Origin of the sequence: Burkholderia sp. ABCPW 14 (genome assembly GCF_001523835.1) — a bacterium.
In the GTDB taxonomy this organism is placed as follows: domain Bacteria; phylum Pseudomonadota; class Gammaproteobacteria; order Burkholderiales; family Burkholderiaceae; genus Burkholderia; species Burkholderia mayonis.
This window is the reverse complement of sequence record NZ_LOVS01000196.1, coordinates 40,240-57,995: the sequence shown is the minus strand read 5'-3', so window position 1 is coordinate 57,995 and position 17,756 is coordinate 40,240. Positions and strand designations below refer to the sequence as shown.

The 17,756-nt window shown below is 68.0% G+C and carries 13 protein-coding genes; 3 read left to right on the top strand and 10 right to left on the bottom strand.

The window, feature by feature from the left end:
- Positions 1-113 precede the first annotated feature (113 nt).
- Complete coding sequence (locus WS62_RS29255) at positions 114-1,868, top strand: ATP-binding cassette domain-containing protein (protein WP_066578441.1); 1,755 nt, start codon at positions 114-116, stop codon at positions 1,866-1,868.
- Between the two features lie 66 nt (positions 1,869-1,934).
- Here WS62_RS29255 and WS62_RS29250 read toward each other — a convergent pair whose 3' ends face one another.
- The 9 genes from WS62_RS29250 to WS62_RS29215 all read right to left on the bottom strand — a co-directional run bounded on the left by WS62_RS29250 (position 1,935) and on the right by WS62_RS29215 (position 14,305).
- Positions 1,935-2,960, bottom strand: coding sequence for a fimbrial protein (locus WS62_RS29250; RefSeq protein ID WP_066578572.1), 1,026 nt, complete (start codon positions 2,958-2,960; stop codon positions 1,935-1,937).
- Positions 2,957-3,706 (bottom strand): fimbrial biogenesis chaperone, encoded by a 750-nt coding sequence (locus tag WS62_RS29245; protein ID WP_066578438.1) that lies wholly within the window; start codon positions 3,704-3,706, stop codon positions 2,957-2,959. The genes WS62_RS29250 and WS62_RS29245 overlap by 4 nt, the downstream gene beginning before the upstream one ends.
- A gap of 31 nt (positions 3,707-3,737) precedes the next feature.
- Positions 3,738-6,179: a fimbria/pilus outer membrane usher protein gene (locus WS62_RS29240; RefSeq protein WP_197422947.1), complete on the bottom strand. Its 2,442-nt coding sequence runs from the start codon at positions 6,177-6,179 to the stop codon at positions 3,738-3,740.
- Between the two features lie 142 nt (positions 6,180-6,321).
- Positions 6,322-6,840, bottom strand: coding sequence for a fimbrial protein (locus WS62_RS29235; RefSeq protein WP_066578433.1), 519 nt, complete (start codon positions 6,838-6,840; stop codon positions 6,322-6,324).
- Between the two features lie 147 nt (positions 6,841-6,987).
- Complete coding sequence (locus tag WS62_RS37700; RefSeq protein WP_197422945.1) at positions 6,988-7,161, bottom strand: hypothetical protein; 174 nt, start codon at positions 7,159-7,161, stop codon at positions 6,988-6,990.
- 665 nt (positions 7,162-7,826) lie between these two features.
- The gene (locus tag WS62_RS38535) at positions 7,827-8,135 is read right to left on the bottom strand and encodes a hypothetical protein (RefSeq protein ID WP_231748443.1); all 309 of its coding nucleotides are present in this window, start codon (positions 8,133-8,135) and stop codon (positions 7,827-7,829) included.
- Positions 8,136-8,338: 203 nt separating this feature from the next.
- Positions 8,339-9,958 carry an efflux transporter outer membrane subunit gene (locus WS62_RS29225; protein WP_066578422.1) on the bottom strand — a complete coding sequence of 540 codons (1,620 nt, stop codon included), beginning with the start codon at positions 9,956-9,958 and terminating at the stop codon, positions 8,339-8,341.
- Positions 9,958-13,089 carry a multidrug efflux RND transporter permease subunit gene (locus tag WS62_RS29220; RefSeq protein ID WP_066578417.1) on the bottom strand — a complete coding sequence of 1,044 codons (3,132 nt, stop codon included), beginning with the start codon at positions 13,087-13,089 and terminating at the stop codon, positions 9,958-9,960. The genes WS62_RS29225 and WS62_RS29220 overlap by 1 nt, the downstream gene beginning before the upstream one ends.
- A 16-nt stretch (positions 13,090-13,105) precedes the next feature.
- Complete coding sequence (locus WS62_RS29215) at positions 13,106-14,305, bottom strand: MexX/AxyX family multidrug efflux RND transporter periplasmic adaptor subunit (protein ID WP_066578415.1); 1,200 nt, start codon at positions 14,303-14,305, stop codon at positions 13,106-13,108.
- Positions 14,306-14,450: 145 nt separating this feature from the next.
- On the opposite strand from WS62_RS29215, the gene WS62_RS29210 reads away from it, so the two are divergent.
- Positions 14,451-15,122, top strand: coding sequence for a TetR family transcriptional regulator (locus tag WS62_RS29210; protein ID WP_066489878.1), 672 nt, complete (start codon positions 14,451-14,453; stop codon positions 15,120-15,122).
- A 309-nt stretch (positions 15,123-15,431) separates the two neighbouring features.
- Positions 15,432-16,790, top strand: coding sequence for a peptidoglycan DD-metalloendopeptidase family protein (locus WS62_RS29205; protein WP_066578406.1), 1,359 nt, complete (start codon positions 15,432-15,434; stop codon positions 16,788-16,790).
- Positions 16,791-17,010: 220 nt separating this feature from the next.
- Here the strand turns inward: WS62_RS29205 and WS62_RS29200 are convergent, their stop codons facing one another.
- Complete coding sequence (locus WS62_RS29200) at positions 17,011-17,754, bottom strand: amino acid ABC transporter permease (protein ID WP_066578404.1); 744 nt, start codon at positions 17,752-17,754, stop codon at positions 17,011-17,013.
- Positions 17,755-17,756 lie beyond the last annotated feature (2 nt).

Genomic DNA, 17,756 nt, shown 5'->3' with positions numbered 1-17,756 from the left:
CGCATGACGCTCCCGCCATTGCATCCGTTCCGGCGGCGGATCGCGCCGCCGTGCGCCGAAACGCCGTTTCTCCCGTCCCGAACGCCGGTTTTCCGGCACGATTGCGAATCGACATGAAGCTTGCCGCACTACGCTCGTTGGCGGACGTCGTCCGCCTGATGCTCGACAAGGAAACGAATGCGAGAAAGCTGATCGTCGCCGGCGTGCTGATCGAGGCGCTGACATCGACTTTCATGCTGCTCGGCCCGGTCACGTTGAAGCTCGCGGTCGACGAGATGTCGCATGCGCATTTCGACGCCGTGAAGGCGTCCGTCGACATCGTGCTGTTCGCCGTGCTGTGGTCCGCGTCCGCGATCTCGTCGATCGTCCTGCTCGCGTATACCGGCCGGATCGTCAACGCCGTGTCGAACGCGCTGCTGCGCCGCGCGCTGCACGCGCAGCTCCCGGCGCTCGCCGGCCGCGCATCTTCCGACAGCGGCTATGTGCAGGGTCTGCTCGAACGCTTGCCGTACAGTCTTCAGGTGATCGTCGAAGGCGTGCTGTGGAAGATCACGCCCGTCGTGATCCAGCTCGCCATCGCGCTCGTGCTGATTTCGCTGCTGGTGCCGCTACGCTACGCCGCGATCCTGTTCGCGGTGCTGGCCGCCTATTTCCTGTTCTCCCACTTGTCGGCCGAGCAATACGAGAAGAGCGCGGCGGCGACGAGCGAGGCCGCGGGCGCGCTGTCGACCGCGCTCGGCGACGTGCTCGCGAATGCGCCGCGCGTCGTCTACAACGGCGCGGTGCAGCGGGAGATCGACTACGTCGCGGCGAGAGCCGGCGCGCGGCTCGACGTCGGCTGGCGGCGGTCGTGGCTGCTCACGCGCGCGGCCGTCTACCAGTACGGCATCATCGCGTTCGGCATGGCGGCGATGTTCGTGCTGTGCGTGCGCGACATCGCGGCCGGCCGGATCACGCTCGGCGATTTCATGCTGCTGCAGACCTACGTGCTGCAGTTCGCGCTGCCGCTCGGCGCGTACGGATTCGTGCTCCGCCAGGCTGGCGCGGCGCTCGCGAACGTGCGCGAAGCGCTCGAGATCGCGCCCCCGGCGACCGCAGCCGACGCTGTCCGCCCGCAGCCGGGCGGCTCGGCCGCGCACGTCGCGGTTCGCCGGCTTGCGTTTCGCCGGGCGGACCGCTTCGCGATCGAACCGATGTCGTTCGACCTGCCGGCGGGCAGCTACACGGCGATCGTCGGACACAACGGCTCGGGCAAATCCACGCTCGCGAAGATCGTCGCCGGGCTGCTGCCGCCCGACGGCGGCGTCGTCGCATACGACGGCGTCGACCTGTACGGCGTCGACGACACTGCGCGCAGCGGCTTCGCGCTCTACGTTCCGCAGGACGTCGCGCTCTTCAACCGATCGCTGCGGGACAACGTCCGCTATTACCCGTCGACGCTCACCGACGACGACGCGACGCGACTGCTCGAACGCCTCGCGTTCCACAAGGACGGGCGGCGCATCGACCTCGACGGCGACGTCGGCGAAGGCGGCGCTCGCCTGTCGGGCGGCCAGGTGCAGAAGGTCGAGCTCGTCAGGCTGATGGGCGTCGGCGTCCCCGCAATCGTCCTCGACGAAACGACGTCGGGCCTCGATCCGCAAAGCGACGCGCTCGGCATCGCGATGCTTCGCGAGCGTCTTTGCAGGCGCACGACGCTCGTGCTGATCACCCATCGGCTCGCGAACGTCGAGGCGGCCGACCAGGTGCTGTTCCTGTCCGCCGGGCGGCTCGTCGCGGCGGGCCCGCATCGGCGCCTCATCGATACCTGCGACGAGTACAGGACCTTCTGGCGCCGCCAGCCCGAGCCTGCGGTGTCGAACGCATGACGCCCGGGCATCGGTGCTGCGCGGCGGCCGCCGCCGAATCGGCAAGCGCAAGCCGGTCGAGCGTGCTCAGTAGATGAACAGCCGAATCGTCGCCGTCCCGGTAAACGGCCCGATCTTCGGCGCGCCGAACGACTTCAGCACCGCATCGAACACGACGTTCTGATACGACACGTTCCCCGGCATCTGCGTGAGCACGAACTGCTGGTTGAACGGAATCGCATTGCCGTTCTTGTCCTCGATGCCGATCCCGAAATTGCTGTCGCTCTGCGGCACGAGCAGGCCGTTGCGCACGGTCTGCGAGGTCTCGAAGTAGCCGTCGACGCGCACCGGTATGCTGCATTTCTTCGTCAGCGCGAGGCTGAACGGCTTGCGCGGCACCGCTGGAGAGAAGCCGTTGCCGGACGCCTGGATCTGCCCGAACTTCACGATCCCCGGCTCGGGCGTCACCGTCACGTCGACCATGCACGGCGTCGGCTTCAGGTTCTGCAGGCCGCTCAGCCGGTACTGGAAGCTCGGATTCGTGTTGTTCAGGCCTTTCTCGCCGTCGAACTGGAACACCGTGTAGACATCGCTCGGCGGCTGTACCCACGTGCCCTTCTTGCGCACGACCACCTGGTACGTGATGCTGATCGGAATCTTCGGGCACCGCTTCGCGTTGAAGTCCGTCTGCGAGCACGGCGGCACGGCGAAGCCCGTCGGCACGCCGGTGCCGGGACGGCTGCCCGCGCCGAAGTGGTCGACGCCCTGGTAGCGGATGCCGATCTCGAGCCCCCACGCGGCCGGGTTCTTGCCGTCCGGATTCGCGTAGAAGTAGATGTTGTCGACAATGTTCAGATTGCCCGCGCCGCCGAGATCCTTGTAGCAATAGCCGTCCGTCGTGCGCGGCGACGAAATCCAGATCACGTAGCCGTCGGGCGCGTCGGTCGGATACGACGCGACGTTGCCGATCGGCTCGGTGAGCGATGTCTGGCCGCTGTTCGTCAGGCAGCGCACCGCCCACGCGGGCTGAGCGAGCGCGACGAGGAGCGCCGCGCAGGCCCACGCGAGCCAGCCGGGCATGCGTCGCGGCACGAAGCGAGTGAACGGGCTCATCGCTTCACGCTCCGGCACGCATTGCCGTCGCACGCGTACTCGACCGTCACCTGGCCGCCGTAGTCGTCGACGTGCGTGACGTGAAGACCGCCGCCCGTCGACGCCGAGAACGGCACGCTCGCCGCGCCCTTCGGATTCACCATCACCGGATCGAGCGGCAGCGGCGTCTTGTTCGCGCCCGCCGCGAGCGCGACGACCGTGATGTGGTACGGCGTCGGGTTGTCGAACACGAGCTGGTGCGCGGCCGGATCGACGCGCAACGCCATCGGCAGCGTCGGGTCCTCGTCGCGCGCGGGCTGGACGCCCGCCGGCCGGTAGAACAGCTTCATCTGCGTGTGCAGCGCGATCTGCAGCGCGTTCGGCGTGTCGGTCTTCGGCGGCACCTCGCGGATGTTCAGATAGAACACCGATTCGCGGTCGGCCGGCAGCGCGGCGCCCGGCATCCGCGCGATCCGCAGCACGTTGCGCTCGCTCGGCTCGACGCGCTGCAGCGGCGGCACGACCATCAGCGGCGTCGTGATCTTGTTGCCGTGCTCGTCTTCGAGCCACGACTGCACGAGATACGGATACGCATCGCTCTTGTTCGAGATCGTCACGATCGCGGCCTGCTCGCCTTCGTTGAGGATCACGCGGGTGCGGTCCGGCACGATCGCCGCATGCGCGGCGACCGCGAGCGCGGCGAGGAGCGCGGCGGCCATGCGCCGTGCGTTCGAAGCGGAAAAGCATCGTGTGGTCATGTTCATCATCGGGTCGAGTCGGTCAGGTCAGTCAGGTCGGTCAGCGCGACGCGTGCTGCGTCGCGGATTCGCAGCCGACGGGCACGGGCGTGCCGTCGAGCTGCAACGTGTCGGGGAGCGCGGCGGGCGTGCAGATCGTCTTCGCGCCGGCGCGCACGACGAGCTTCGCGCGCGGCTGCACCTGCGTCAGGTACGCGGCGCCCGCCTCTCCGACGATGCCGAGCTCCTTGCCGGTCTCGGCGTCCTGCACCGACGCGCCGAACGGCACCGGCGCGCCGTCGTCGCCCGTCAGCGTGACGAACACGTTGCGCCCGCGCGCCGCGTTGAACTTGATGTAGCCGATCGCGCCGTCCGTCAGCACGGTGCGCTGGATCGGGTTCGTCACTTCGGTGTCGAGGCCGAGCTTGTCGACGCTCACGGTCGCGTCGTATACGTTGTACGGCGACACGCCGTCGATCACCGCGTAGCCGCGCGAGTCGGTGCGTGCATACGAGCCGGCGAGCGGCACGCCGGGCACGCCGTCGGTCGATACGAGCAGACGCGTGTCGCCCGCGTTGCCGTTCGCGTGCGCGGTCACGCCGTAGCGCGTCGCGACGAACGAGCCGTCGACTTCGAGCGACGCCGCCGCGTACGCGTTCGCGACCGTCGACGCCTGCGCGGTCAACTGGTAAGACGGCGTGCGCTGGCGGAAGCTCGCGTTCGCGGACGCGCGGCCGTCGGTCGTGCCGCCGTACACCTGATAGGTGCGGCCGTTCATGCCGTCGTAGATGTAGCCCGCGTTCACGCTCGTGCCGCCCTGGCCCGTCGACACGCTCGACGTGAGCGTCTGGCGCTCGCCGAGCGGCAGCGTCGCCGTCAGCGACACCTGGTTGCCGCCGCCGCCCACGCCTTGCGTGCGGAACGCGGAGAAGCTCATGTTCACGCTCTTCAGCCCGCCGAGCGAGAACGCGCGCGTGAGCGTCACGCCGATCCGCTGATCGGACGGACGCGACCAGTAGGTCGTCTGGTCGTACGAGAAATAGGTCGACGTATCGCCGAAGCGCTTGGACAGCATCGCCGAATAGCGCTGCTTGCCGTTCGCGAGGCCGGACGCGGTCGGGTCGCCCGAGAACTGCTGGAAATTCGTGTAGTCGCGCTCCGAGAAGCGATAGCCGAAGAAGCGCACGTCGGCGTCGAGCGCGTCGAAGTGCTTCGAATAGTTGATGCGATACGAGTTGCCCTGCTTCGTCTGGCCGTTCCACCAGAGCGTCGCGCGCGCGTGCGTGATGTCCGCCGACAGCGCGCCGAAGCGGCCGAAATCGCGGCCGATGCCGAACGCGACCGACGTATAGCCGGACGCCGCGATGAGGCCGCCGTACACGGTCACGTCGAACGGCAGCCCGTACGCGGCCTCGGCGAAGCCGAACCACGGCGTGATGCCCGCGCCGCCGAACGTGCGCGGCTTGCCGATCGCGGTCTTGTAGCGCAACTGGCCTTCGCGCGCGAGAAACGGCACCGATGCGGTCGCGACCTGGAAGCGCTGGACGGAGCCGTCCTCTTCCTCGACGACGACATCGAGCGTGCCCTGCACGCTCGTGTTGAGATTCGACAGCGCGAACGCGCCGGGCGACACCTTCGTCATGTACAGCACGCGGCCGTCCTGCATCACCTTGACGACTGCGTTCGTGCGCGCGACGCCCGCGACGAGCGGCGCGTAGCCGCGCATCGACGGCGGCAGCATCCGGTCGTCGCTCTTGAGCGCGACGCCCGACATCGAGAACGTGCTGAAGATGTCCGAATCGACGTAGATCTCGCCGAACGACAGCGTCGACTGCAGCGACGGCAGCGCGCGATACGCATAGAGCTGGTTGAAGCGGAACGTGCGATCCGCGTAGGCGGGGCCGCCCGCGTTCGTCTGCGCCTGATAGTCGCCGCGAAAGCGCCACGCGCCCCAGTTCGCGCCGATCGTGCCGTACGCCTGCACCGAGTTGTTCTGCTGCGCGCCGCCGCCGAACGCGTGATTCGCGTTCGCGAGCACGCGATAGTCGAGCATCGCGCCGTCGACGCCTTCGCTCCAGCGCTCGGGCGGCAGGTACGACGCGTCGGTGAATTCGAGCGCGGCTTGCGGAATCGTGATCTTCAGGCGCCCTTCGCCCTTCTGATAGCGGATCGTCACGCCTTCGATCGCGGCGAGATCCGCGCAGCGGCCGCCCATGAAACGCGGCATGCCGGCGACGAGCGACTTCTTCAGGCCGAACTGCGCGACGAGTTCGGGCGTGATGCACGCGCGCGCGCCTTGCCCTTCGTGCTGCGCGACGAATTCGACCTGCTGGAGACCGTAGAACACGTCGTTGACCTGCACGTCGAGCAGATACGTGCCCGGCAGCGTGAAGTCCGCCTGCGAGAACTGCGACAGGTCGACGTCGTTCGCGCCGTCGATGCTCAGGAACGACGAATTGAACTCCGTCGCCTGGGCATGGCTGCCGGCGACCAGCATGGACACGCAGAAGAAGGAAAGTCTGATTCGCACGCCGACTGACTGAAACGGAATAGGGATCGCGGAAAAAACGGGAAAGCGAAAGGAATCGCGCGAAGAAAGGGCGCGCGCCCTTCCCTCGCGATGCGGCTCGACGCGCCGCGCCGGCTTACTGGTAGCGGACCGTGAAGTTCGCGACGCCGTCGGCCGTGCCCGGCGTGACGCCCGCGGCGGTCGATTCGTACATCGCGGCGAAGCGCGCGACGCTCGTGCCGCTGCTCAGCACGACCGGGCCCTTCTGCTCCGCGCCGTTGTCGAGGTATTCGCCCGACGCCGATTGCAGGCGGATGCCGACGTTCTTCGCCGAGCCGACCGTCGCGATCAGCTTCGGCTGCGTTGCGTTCGACGTGCCCGTGAACGTGAAGTACGCGTTCTGCGCGACGCTCGTGTCGCAATCGACCAGCTTGATGTCGAAGTTCTGCGGGGTCGACTTGTCGCCGGCGGCCTTGAACGCGTTCGCCGGGACGAAGCCGAGACGCACGGTCTGGTCCACCGAACCCGCGTCGATGCCGCATGCGCCCGCGACGATCTCGCCCGTGAAGTTGATGGTGCCGGTGCCGGCGGCGAACGCCGACGTGGACAATGCGGCGCAGGCGACGACGGCGGCGGACAGGAGTGCTTTTTTCATGGCTAATTCCGTAACGTGACAATGGAGTTTTGACGATTTGTCGGACGTATTCGCAATGCGTGGAAATGCATCGCAATGCGTTGGTCTTGGTTCGTCGCGACGGACCGCATTATCAAGATGAATCGGAAAGCATTTTGTAAAGCATTGTCAGATAATTGCTTTACATTTTATTTTCCATCCGCTTCCGAACAGTTCGCCGACAGAGCGGTTTTCCGCATTTTGCGGCGCACAATGCATTTGCCGGATTGAATTCAATCCATTGTTTTTATTAAAAAAATCTTTCATATCGGCCTGCCTCGCCTGCTGCGGCAAGCAGTTCACGATGTCCCCGCGAAGTGTCGAAAAATATGACTTTTTCCTGACATTTCAGCAATGGTTGTCAAATTGCAACATCGAATATTCCTTTCATATCATTTTGAGATATCAATCTCATTATTGACTTATGGCGCAATCGTTTGCGATCCCATGCAATCGTTCAATTCACACATTTCCATCTCATGCAATCGTGCGAATACTAATGAATTTGAATTTATTTGACAATTTGAATGCAAACTCATATTTATGGGATAAGGAAATTCTCGATTTTATGTACACGCAATCGTTTGCTGAATGGAAATGAGCGCGGGGAAACGTTTGCAGATGGACATCGATCAAAAAGGCCGGCGGATTCGGTCGGGCACTGCCCTCGCCTGCTGTTCGAACCGAGCAGCCTCGATGGCCGGCGAATGTGATTGGTCGGCGCGGCGTCGGCGGTCGTCGAATCGACTCGATCGCTACGCTTGTCTGTGAGATGGCTGCTTGCCGGCACGATCACGCTCGACGGCGCCGGGCGGTCTGCTTGCGTGCATTGGAGCATTCGAGCGACGTCGCGAGTGCCGCAGGAAACGATGTGGGCGGATCGATCTCCACGAGAATGCGTCGGGCGCTTTCCGTCGATGCCGGGCGGCGGAGATGCGACTCGTTCGCGTGTGCGTGTGTCGCGCGATTTATTGATGATTTGCGCCGCGCAACCCGCGGCGGCTCGCGAGCGCGGGTCCAGCGGGCACTATGGAGAGGTCGGGGCCGCTGGACGACGGGCATCGCACCTCGGGGATCGTCATCGGCGCAATGGAAATCGGCGCAATGGAAATCGGCGCAACGGAAATCGGCGCAACGGAAATCGGCGCAACGGAAATCGGCGCAACGGAAATCGGCGCAACGGAACCGTGGCGCGGACGCGAAGCGATGCGCGCCGCGTTGCGGCGACGCTTCACGGCCGGTTCGGCGAACGCGACGCGCTCGCGTCCATTGCGCATCGGCGCATGACACATCGAATCGGCGAATCGCCCAATCGAATCCGTTCTTCCGGGCGGCCCGACCGGCCGCAGTTGAAGCGGCGTCGGCCGGCCGATTCGTCATTGCGCGTGGACGACGACGCGCGCGCCGCCCTACCGGCCCCGGCAATAATGCGTATCGAAGCGAACAGGCGTGCGCCGCCCGCTCACGCTCACGCTCACGCTCACGCGCAGGCGCAGGCGCAGGCGTCGCCGCCGCCGCACGCGGCCCGCGACCACCCTCCGCCGAGCGCGCGATACAGCGTGATCGCGTTCGTGAGCCGCAACTGCTTCAGGCGAATCAGTTCCTGCCCGGACTCGAATGTGCTGCGCTGCGCGTCGAGCAGTTCGAGATAGCTCGCGACGCCGCTGCCGTAGCGCCGCTCCGCGAGCCTCAACCGTTCGGCGTCCGCGCCGTAGACCGCCTGCTGCGCGTCGAGTTGCGCGTCGATCTGATCGCGGGCCGCGAGCGCGTCGGCGACTTCGCGGAACGCGGTCTGGATCGTTTTCTCGTATTCGGCGACCGCGATGTGCTTGCGCGCGGCGGCGACGTCGAGGTTCGCGCGATTGCGCCCGCCCGCGAAGATCGGCAGCGTGAGCCGCGGCGCGAACGTCCACACGCTCGCGCCGCCCGAGAAGAGTCCCGAGAACGCGTCGCTGACCGAACCGATCTCCGTCGTGAGCGCGATGCGCGGAAAGAACGCGGCGCGCGCGGCGCCGATGTTCGCATTCGCCGCGACGAGCCGCTGCTCGGCCTGCCGGATGTCCGGCCGCTGCTCGAGCAGAGCCGACGACAACCCCGGCGACACCGCCGCGACCGCGAGTTCGTCGAGCGCGGGCGCATCGGCGGGCAGCGTCGTCCCGAAGTCGCCCGCGAGCAGTTTCAGCGCGCTCGTCGCCTGCGTGTGCTCGCGTTCGAGCGCCGCCTTCGACGCGCGCGCCGACGCGACGAGCATCTCGGCCGTGCGCAGTTCGATCGCCGTGCTGGTGCCGGCCGCATAGCGGCGCTGCGTCAGCGCATACGTCGCGTCGCGTGCGGCGAGCGTGCGCTCGGCGAGCTTCAACTGATCGACGAGCGCGCGTTCGGTCACGTACGCGGATGCGACTTCGGCAATCAGGCTGATGCGCGCCGCGCGCTGCCCTTCGGCCGTCGCGAAGTATTCGGCGAGCGCCGCGTCGGACAGGCTCTTCACGCGGCCGAACAGATCGATCTCGAACGCGCTCACGCCGACGCCCGCGCGATACAGCGTGCTCGTCGCGCTCTCGCGCAGCACCGGGTCGTACTGGCGCGTGCGCTCGTAGCCGAGATTGCCGTCGATCGACGGCAGCCGGTCCGCGCGCGCGACGCCGTAAAGGCCGCGTGCTTCCTGAATGCGCAACGTCGCGATCCGCAGATCGCGGTTGTTCGCGAGCGCCGCGTCGATCAGCGCGCGCAGCGACGGATCGGTGAAGTACACACGCCAGTCGTCGAGGCGCGTGTCGTGCGTGTCGGCCGCTTCGCGCGCATCGCCGACATCGCGCGTAGCCCGCACGCCGCGGTCGGCTGCAGCGGCATCCGACGCCACGGCAGCCGAAGCTGCGGCATCCGATGCCGCGGCGGCCGAAGCCGTCGCGTCCGCGCCCCGCGACGCGCCCGCCGCAGTGTGCGCGTAGCTCGCGGGCACGGGCGCCGCCGGCCGCTCGTAGCGCGGCGCGAGCGTGCAGCCCGCGACGAGCGCCGCCGCGAGCGCGATCGGCCACGCCCGCCGCGCATCCGGCTGTCGCAGGCGGCATCGCTCGCCCTGCAAGGACAGGCGTTTCATCATCACTTGGTCTCCAGTGCCGCGTGCGCGCTGCCGCGCTGGCGCGAGCCGACGTCGAACACGCGGCCGACGCACACGAAAAAGAGCGGGACGAGGAAGATCGCGAACAGCGTCGCGCTGATCACGCCGCCGAGCACGCCCGTGCCGATCGCGACCTGCGCGCCGGACGCGGCGCCCGTCGCGAACGCGAGCGGCAGCACGCCGACGCCGAACGCGAGCGACGTCATCACGATCGGCCGCAGCCGCAGCCGCGCGGCTTCGAGCGCCGCGTCGGCAAGCGACATCCGTTGCGCAACCAGATCCTTCGCGACCTCGACGATCAGGATCGCGTTCTTCGCCGACAACCCGATCGTCGCGATCAGTCCCACCTTGAAGTAAATATCGTTGGGCATCCCGCGCAGCGTGACGCCCGCCACCGCGCCGATCACGCCGAGCGGCACGACGAGCATCACCGCGAACGGAATCGACCAGCTCTCGTACAGCGCCGCGAGCGCGAGAAACACGACGAGCACCGACAGCGCGAACAGCATCGGCGCCTGCGCGCCCGACAGCCGTTCTTCGTACGACTGCCCGGACCACGCATAGCCGACGCCCGCCGGCAGCGTCGAGGCGATCCGCTCGATCGCCGCCATCGCCTCGCCGCTGCTGTGTCCCGCCGCGGCCGAGCCGTTGATCGTGAACGACGGGAAGCCGTTGTAGCGCGTCAACTGCGGCGGGCCCATCGTCCAGTGCAGCGTCGCGAACGCGGACAGCGGCACCATCTCGCCCTTCGAATTGCGCACGCGCAGCTTCGTCACGTCATCGGGATCGAGCCGGTGCCGCCCGTCCGCCTGCACGATCACGCGGCGCACCTGCGCGCCGTGCATGAAGTCGCCGATGTACTCGGAGCCGAACATCACCGCGAGCGTCGCGTTGATCTCGTCCATCGACACGCCGAGCGCCGACGCCTTCGCGCGATCGATGTCGAGCTTGAGCTGCGGCGCGTCCTGCGTGCCGGCGAACATCAGATCGGTCAGCACGGCGTTCCCGTGCCCCTCGGCGAGCAGCTTCTCGCGCGCGGCGACGAGCGCCGCGTAGCCGAGCCCGCCGCGATCCTGCAGACGGAAGTCGAAGCCGCCCGTCGAGCCGAGATCGGGCAACGCGGGCGAATTCATCGCGAACACCGTCGTGTTCGGCGTGCCCGCGAAGTGCTCGTTGATCCGCGCGACGATCGCCTGCACCTGGTCGTGCGCGCGCTTGCGCTCCTTCCAGTCCTTCAGCGTGACGAAGATCATCCCGCCGTTCGGCCCTTCGCCGTACAGGTTGAAGCCGCCGAGCGCGAACGTGTACGCGCTCGGCTCCTTCTTGCGCACGTATTCCTCGACGCGCCGCACGCTCTGCATCGTCTCCGCGAGCGGCGTGCCCTGCGGGCGGATCACCATCACCATGAAGTTGCCCTGGTCCTCGTCCGGCAGGAACGCGGTCGGCAGCTTCATGAGCAGCAGCACGGCGCCCGCCGTCAGCGCGCCGTACACGGCGAGCCAGCGCAGCGGACGCTTCAGCACCTGGCCGACGCGCGCTGCGTAGCGGTTCGTCGCACGCGCGACGAACCGGTTGAACCAGCCGAAGAAGCCGCCCTTCTCGTGATGGTCGCCGGCGACGGGTTTCAGCAGCGTCGCGCAGAGCGCCGGCGTGAGCGACAGCGCGAGGAACGCCGAGAAGCCGATCGACACCGCGAGCGCGAGCGCGAACTGCCGGTAGATGTTGCCGACCGCGCCGCCGAAGAACGCCATCGGCACGAACACCGACGTCAGCACGACGGTGATCCCGACGATCGCGCCGCTGATCTGCTTCATCGCCTTCACGGTCGCCTCGTACGGCGGCAGCTTCTCCTCGACCATCAGCCGCTCGACGTTCTCGACGACGACGATCGCATCATCGACGAGGATGCCGATCGCGAGCACCATCCCGAACATCGTCAGCACGTTGATCGAGAAGCCCGCGGCGAGCATCGCGCCGAACGTGCCGAGCAGCGCGACGGGCACGACGAGCGTCGGGATCAGCGTCGCGCGGAAGTTCTGCATGAAGAGGAACATCACCGCGAACACGAGCACGCCCGCCTCGACGAGCGTCGTCACGACCTTGCTCATCGACACGCGCACGAACGACGACGTCTCGTACGGAATCTGGTACGTGACGCCCGCCGGGAAGAACTTCGACAGCGCGTCCATCGTCGCGCGCACGCGCTTTTCGGTCGCGACCGCGTTCGATCCCGCCGCGAGCTTGATGCCCATGCCGGTCGCCGTCTTGCCGTTCACGAACGACGGATAGTTGTAGTCGTTGCCGCCGAACTCGATTTTCGCGACGTCGCGCAGATAGAGCGTCGAGCCGTCGGCGCGCGCGCGCAGCGCGATCGCGCCGAACGCGTCGGGCGTCGACAGCGGTGCGTCGGCGAGCACGGTCGCCGCGATCGGCGCGCTGTCCGGCACCGCGCTGCGGCCGATGTCGCCGATCGTCACGCGCGCGTTGTGCGCGCGCACGGCCGTCGCGATGTCGGATGCCGTCAGATTGAGCGCCGCCATCTTGACCGGGTCCGGCCAGATCCGCATCGCGTATTCGGCGCCCCAGAACTGCACCTTGCCGACGCCTTCGACGCGCCGCAGCGCCTGCACGACGTTCGCCGACGCGTATTCGCCGAGCTGCACGGCCGACATCCGTCCGTCTTCCGACGTGAGCGACACGACGAGCTGGATGTTGTCGGCCGCCTTCTCGACCGAAATGCCGTCGCGCCGCACGGATTCGGGCAGCCGCGCCTCGACGGTCTTCAGCCGGTTCTGCACGTCGACGGCCGCGAGATCGGCGCTCACGCCCTGCTTGAACGTCAGGTACAGCGACGCCTGGCCGGCGCTGCTCGTCGCCGACGTATACAGGAGGCCGGGCACGCCGTTCATCTCGCGCTCGATCACGGCCGTGACCGATTCCTCGACGACCTGCGCGGACGCGCCCGGATACGTCGCGTAGATGCTGACGACGGGCGGCGCGATGTCCGGATACTGCGCGACGGGCAGCGCGCGAATCGCGAAGATGCCGCCCAGCATGATGAATAACGAGATCACCCAGGCGAACACCGGGCGATCGATGAAGAAACGAGCCATGATCGAGTTGTGCTTGTCAGGTTTGGCGCTTCGCGGGCGCGGCGGCCGCGGCCGGCCCGGCGGCCGGTTGCGCGGGCGCGCCGCGCTCGAGCGCCTTCACGGTCGCGCCTGCTTCGAATTGCGCGGCGTCGACGACGACGATGCGCTCGCCGCCGTGAAGCCCGCGCGTGACGATCCAGTCGCGGCCTTTCATCTGCGAGGCCTCGACCGTCACGTCGCGAATCTTGCCGTGCTTGTCGACGACCTTGACGGTCGCGCTGTCGGCGGTGCGCAGGAGCGCGTCGCGCGGCACGAGGAACGCGTCGCGCGCGATCGCGCGATCGAGCGTGATCCGCACGTACGCGCCCGGCAGCAGCTCGCGCTCCGGATTCGGAAAGAGCGCGCGCATCGCGACCGTGTCGGTCGACGGATCGACCGCGAGATCCGCGAACAGCAGCTTGCCCTTGCGCGCATACGTGCTGCCGTCCGGGCGCACGAGCGTCACCTCGACGTCCTGCTGCGCGATGCCCGCCGCGCGGCCGCTCTTCACCGCGCGCCGCAGCGACTCGACGTCGGCGGCCGGCTGCGAGAAGTTCACGTAGATCGGATCGAGCTGCTCGACGGTCGTGAGCGGCGTCGCCTGGTCCTGGCCGACGAGCGCGCCTTCGGTGACGAGCGCGCGGCGCGCGCGGCCGTCGATCGGCGCGGTGACGGTCGCGTAGTCGAGCTGCAGTTGCGCCCGCGCGAGCTCTGCGCGCGCCGTCGCGACGGCCGCCCGGGCCTGCCGCTCGTCGGCGAGCGCCTCGGTGTGGTCGCGCTCGCTGACCGCCCGGTCGCGCACGAGCTCGTCATAGCGGCGTCGCTTGTCGAGCGCCGCGAGATACGCGGCCTGCGCCTTCTCGAGCGCGCCCGCGGCCGCATCGCGCGCCGCCTTGAACGGCGCGGGATCGATCTTGAACAGCACCGCGCCGCGCTTCACTTCCTGTCCTTCTTCGTACGTGCGCGCGGTCACGATGCCCGCGACCCGCGCGCGCACCTCGGCTTGGCGGTAGGCGTCGAGCCGGCCCGGCAATTCGACCGAGAGCGGCACCGACGCCTTCTTCGCCGTGACGACGGTCGCCTGGCGCGGCGCGGCCGCCTCGTCGCCGCCGTCGCGCTTGCCGCAGCCGGCGGCGGCGAACGCCGCGACGGCGAGCGCCGCCCACACGCGGCGCATGCGTGCCCATTCGTAGTTCATTGTTTTCCTCGCGATTCGTTCGGCCCAGGACGAACTTGGGCCGGTCAGGGCGATCGATTATAATCAGTCACGACTGATTAAATAGTGTCGCTTGATAACATGTCGTAATAAAGCGACAAGCAAACGAAAGGGAGAATCGACCCACATGGCCCGCAAGACGCGCGAAGAATCGTTGAACACGAAGAACCGGATCCTCGACGCCGCCGAGCTCGTGCTGCTCGAAAAAGGCGTCGGACAGACCGCGATGGCCGATATCGCGGAAGCGGCCGGCATGTCGCGCGGCGCGGTCTACGGACATTTCAAGGGCAAGATCGAAGTGTGCGTCGCGATGTGCGACCGCGCGTTCTCGCGCGCGGTCGAGGGGTTCGAGCTGTCCGGCGAGCGCCCCGCGCTCGCGACGCTGCGCCTCGCCGCGTCGCATTACCTGCATCAATGCGGCGAGCCCGGCTCGATGCAGCGCGTGCTCGAAATCCTCTACATGAAATGTGAGCAGAGCGAAGAAAACGCGCCGCTGCTGCGCCGCCGCGCGCTCTACGAATTGCAGGCGCTGCGGATCACGAAGGCGCTGCTGCGCCGCGCGGTCCTCGCGGGCGAACTCGACGCGTCGCTCGACGTGCATCTCGCGGGCGTCCATTTCCTGTCCCTGCTCGAAGGCATCTTCGGCTCGATGATCTGGACGACGCGGCTGCGCGGCGACCGCTGGGGCGATGCCGAAGCGATGCTCGACGCGGGCGTCGATGCGCTGCGCGCGTCGCCCGCGCTGCGGCGCGCCCAAGATTGCACGTCACGCGCGCCGGCGCGCGCAATCGCGCACTGAACGCGCCAACCATCCGCCCCTACATAAAATCGTCAAACGTGCGGAACAATTGCGCGCGCCACGCGGTCACTTAAGTTGGCGTCGATTCATCATATGGGTTTGAACCCTCGAGAGCCGAATCGCCGTTCGGAGCGGACATCGTCCGCGTCGTTGGGCCGAGCGGTGCGCAGCGGGGCGCGGTCCGGTCGTGATCGCGCCCCGCTGCGTTGAACGCCCAGGCGCTGCCGCCCGCTCCGACGCGAGCCTTTCCGCAGCCGCCCGCCCACACCCTTTTGTTTCGAACCGCCTTTTTCAAGGATGTGGACACCGTTGGCCAAGCCATTCGCGCATACCGTTTCCGTTTCTTCCGGCGATCCCGCGTCCGTCGCCGGATCGCCGGCTCAAGCCGCCTCCGCCCGGTCGTTCAAACGCAAGCTGCCCGCGGCGAGCACGCTCGCCGCGCTGATCGCATTCGGCCTCGCGGCGCTGCCCGCCGTGTCGAAATCGCCTGATGCGTCGAGCGCGAACGCGGCACGCACGCCGCAGCGCGTGCTCGCCGACGCGCCGTTTCCGAGCGCGCAACGCTTCGTCACAAACGAACTCGAGCGCATGATCGCCGAGCAGGCGCCGCACGCCGATCCGCTGCAGGCACACGCCGATCGAACCGATCCGGCGGGCGCCGACGCGACGCCGGGCCTGACGCGGCCCGGCCTGTTCGCCTCGCTCGCCGAGCATCGCAACGAACTGCTCGGCTACGACGGCCGCGCGTTCTCGCTCGCGGATTCGGTGCTCGCGCCGACCGACAGCGGCGTGCGCTCGGGAGCGATCGAGCAGACGCTTGCCGACACGCTCAATCAGATCGACATCCCGCCCGAAGTGCGAATCCAGATCGGCGACCTGATCTCCGACCGCGTGCATTCGCACGCGGACGCGCAGCCGGGCGATCGCTACCGGATCGCATTCGACTCTGCATCGGGCAAGCCGCGCGTGACCGCGCTCGAGCTGCGCGTCGCGGGCCGCAAGTTCGGCGCGATCTGGTTCAAGCCGCCGGGCGCGGCGGGCGGCGCGTACTACGCCTTCAACGGCCAGCCGCTCGACGCGCCCGCGCTCACGATGCCCGTCGTCAGCACGCGAATCAGCTCGTATTTCGGCGAGCGCATCCATCCGCTGTCGCACATCCTGCAAATGCACACGGGCGTCGACCTCGCCGCGCCGACCGGCACGCGCGTCGGCGCAGCGGCGGCAGGCGTCGTGTCGTTCGTCGGCTACGATCCCGACGGCTACGGCAAGTACGTCGTGGTCGATCATCCGGACCGCACGTCGACCTACTACGCGCACCTGTCGGCGTTCGCGCCGGGGCTCGAAACCGGGATGAGCGTCGCGCAGGGACAGCGGATCGGCGCGGTCGGCTCGACGGGCGCGGCGACGGGCCCGCATCTGCATTTCGAGGTCCGCGTCGACGATCAGCCGGTCGATCCGCTCGTCGCGCTTGCCAACGCGCAGAACACGCTGTCGGCGATGCAGCTCGACACGTTCCGGCGCATCGCGAGCGAAGCGTGCTTCCGGCTCGCGTCGAGCGGCGCGCGGCCGCTCGGCTTCGCGCAGATCGACGCGCCGCTGTGGGCCGAGTTCGCGACCGATACGTCGACGCTGCGCGCGATCTTCAACACGCACTACGCGTCGTCGTGACGATGCGGTAACGCACGAGCCGCGCGCGTCGGCGCGCTAGGCTTCGGTTCGTCGGAGATTCGAACGGCCGCGTCGTCTTCGGCAGATGCGTGCGCCGTCGCGCAATCCGCCGCGCGCATCGCTCTCGATACGGCGATGCGCCGAGACGCCCGTGCAGACGCTGCCCGCGGCACGAACACGTCCTGCACCCGCACGACTTCCGCCGGACGACGCTATCGCGCTATCGCTGCCCGCTCGACGCCGTCTGCGCGGCCGCCGCGCTCGGCGTCTCGCCGCCTTGCGGCGATCCGCGCCGATGGCGCGCGAGCAGCCACGTCGCCGCGACGTCGAGCGCGGTGCAGAGAATCAGATAGATCACGCCGACGAACAGAAAAACCTGCGCGGGATACACCATCAGCCGATTGTTGACCTGCGTCGCGACGAACGACAGCTCCGGCACGCCGACGATATACGCGAGCGACGTGTCCTTCACGAGCGACACCCACTGGTTGACGAACGACGGCGTCATGATCTTCACCGCCTGCGGCAGCAGCACGCAGCGCACCGTCTGCCAGCGCGTGAGCCCGAGCGACAGGCCCGCCTGCCACTGCCCCGCGCCCGCCGCGCGAATTCCCGCGTGCACCGAATGCGCGAGATACGCGCCGCCGACGAGCGACAGCGCGCACACGACGGCCGCGAGCCCCGGCACGTCGGCGTGCAGCAGCACGGGCAGCAGGAAGTACGTCCAGAAGATCAGCATCAGCACCGGGATCGCACGGAAAAAACCGATCACGACGATGAGCGCGCCGCGCAGCGCGCCCGTGGCGAGCGCGAGCGCGACGCCGCCCGCGACGCCCAGCGCCGCCGACGCGAGCGCCGATGCGATCGCGAGCGCGAGCGACAGCGCGGCGCCGCCGAGCGGGCCGTCCGGAAACGCGCCGACGAGCAGGTACGGCAGGTTGTTCGCGAGTATCGACAGATCCATCG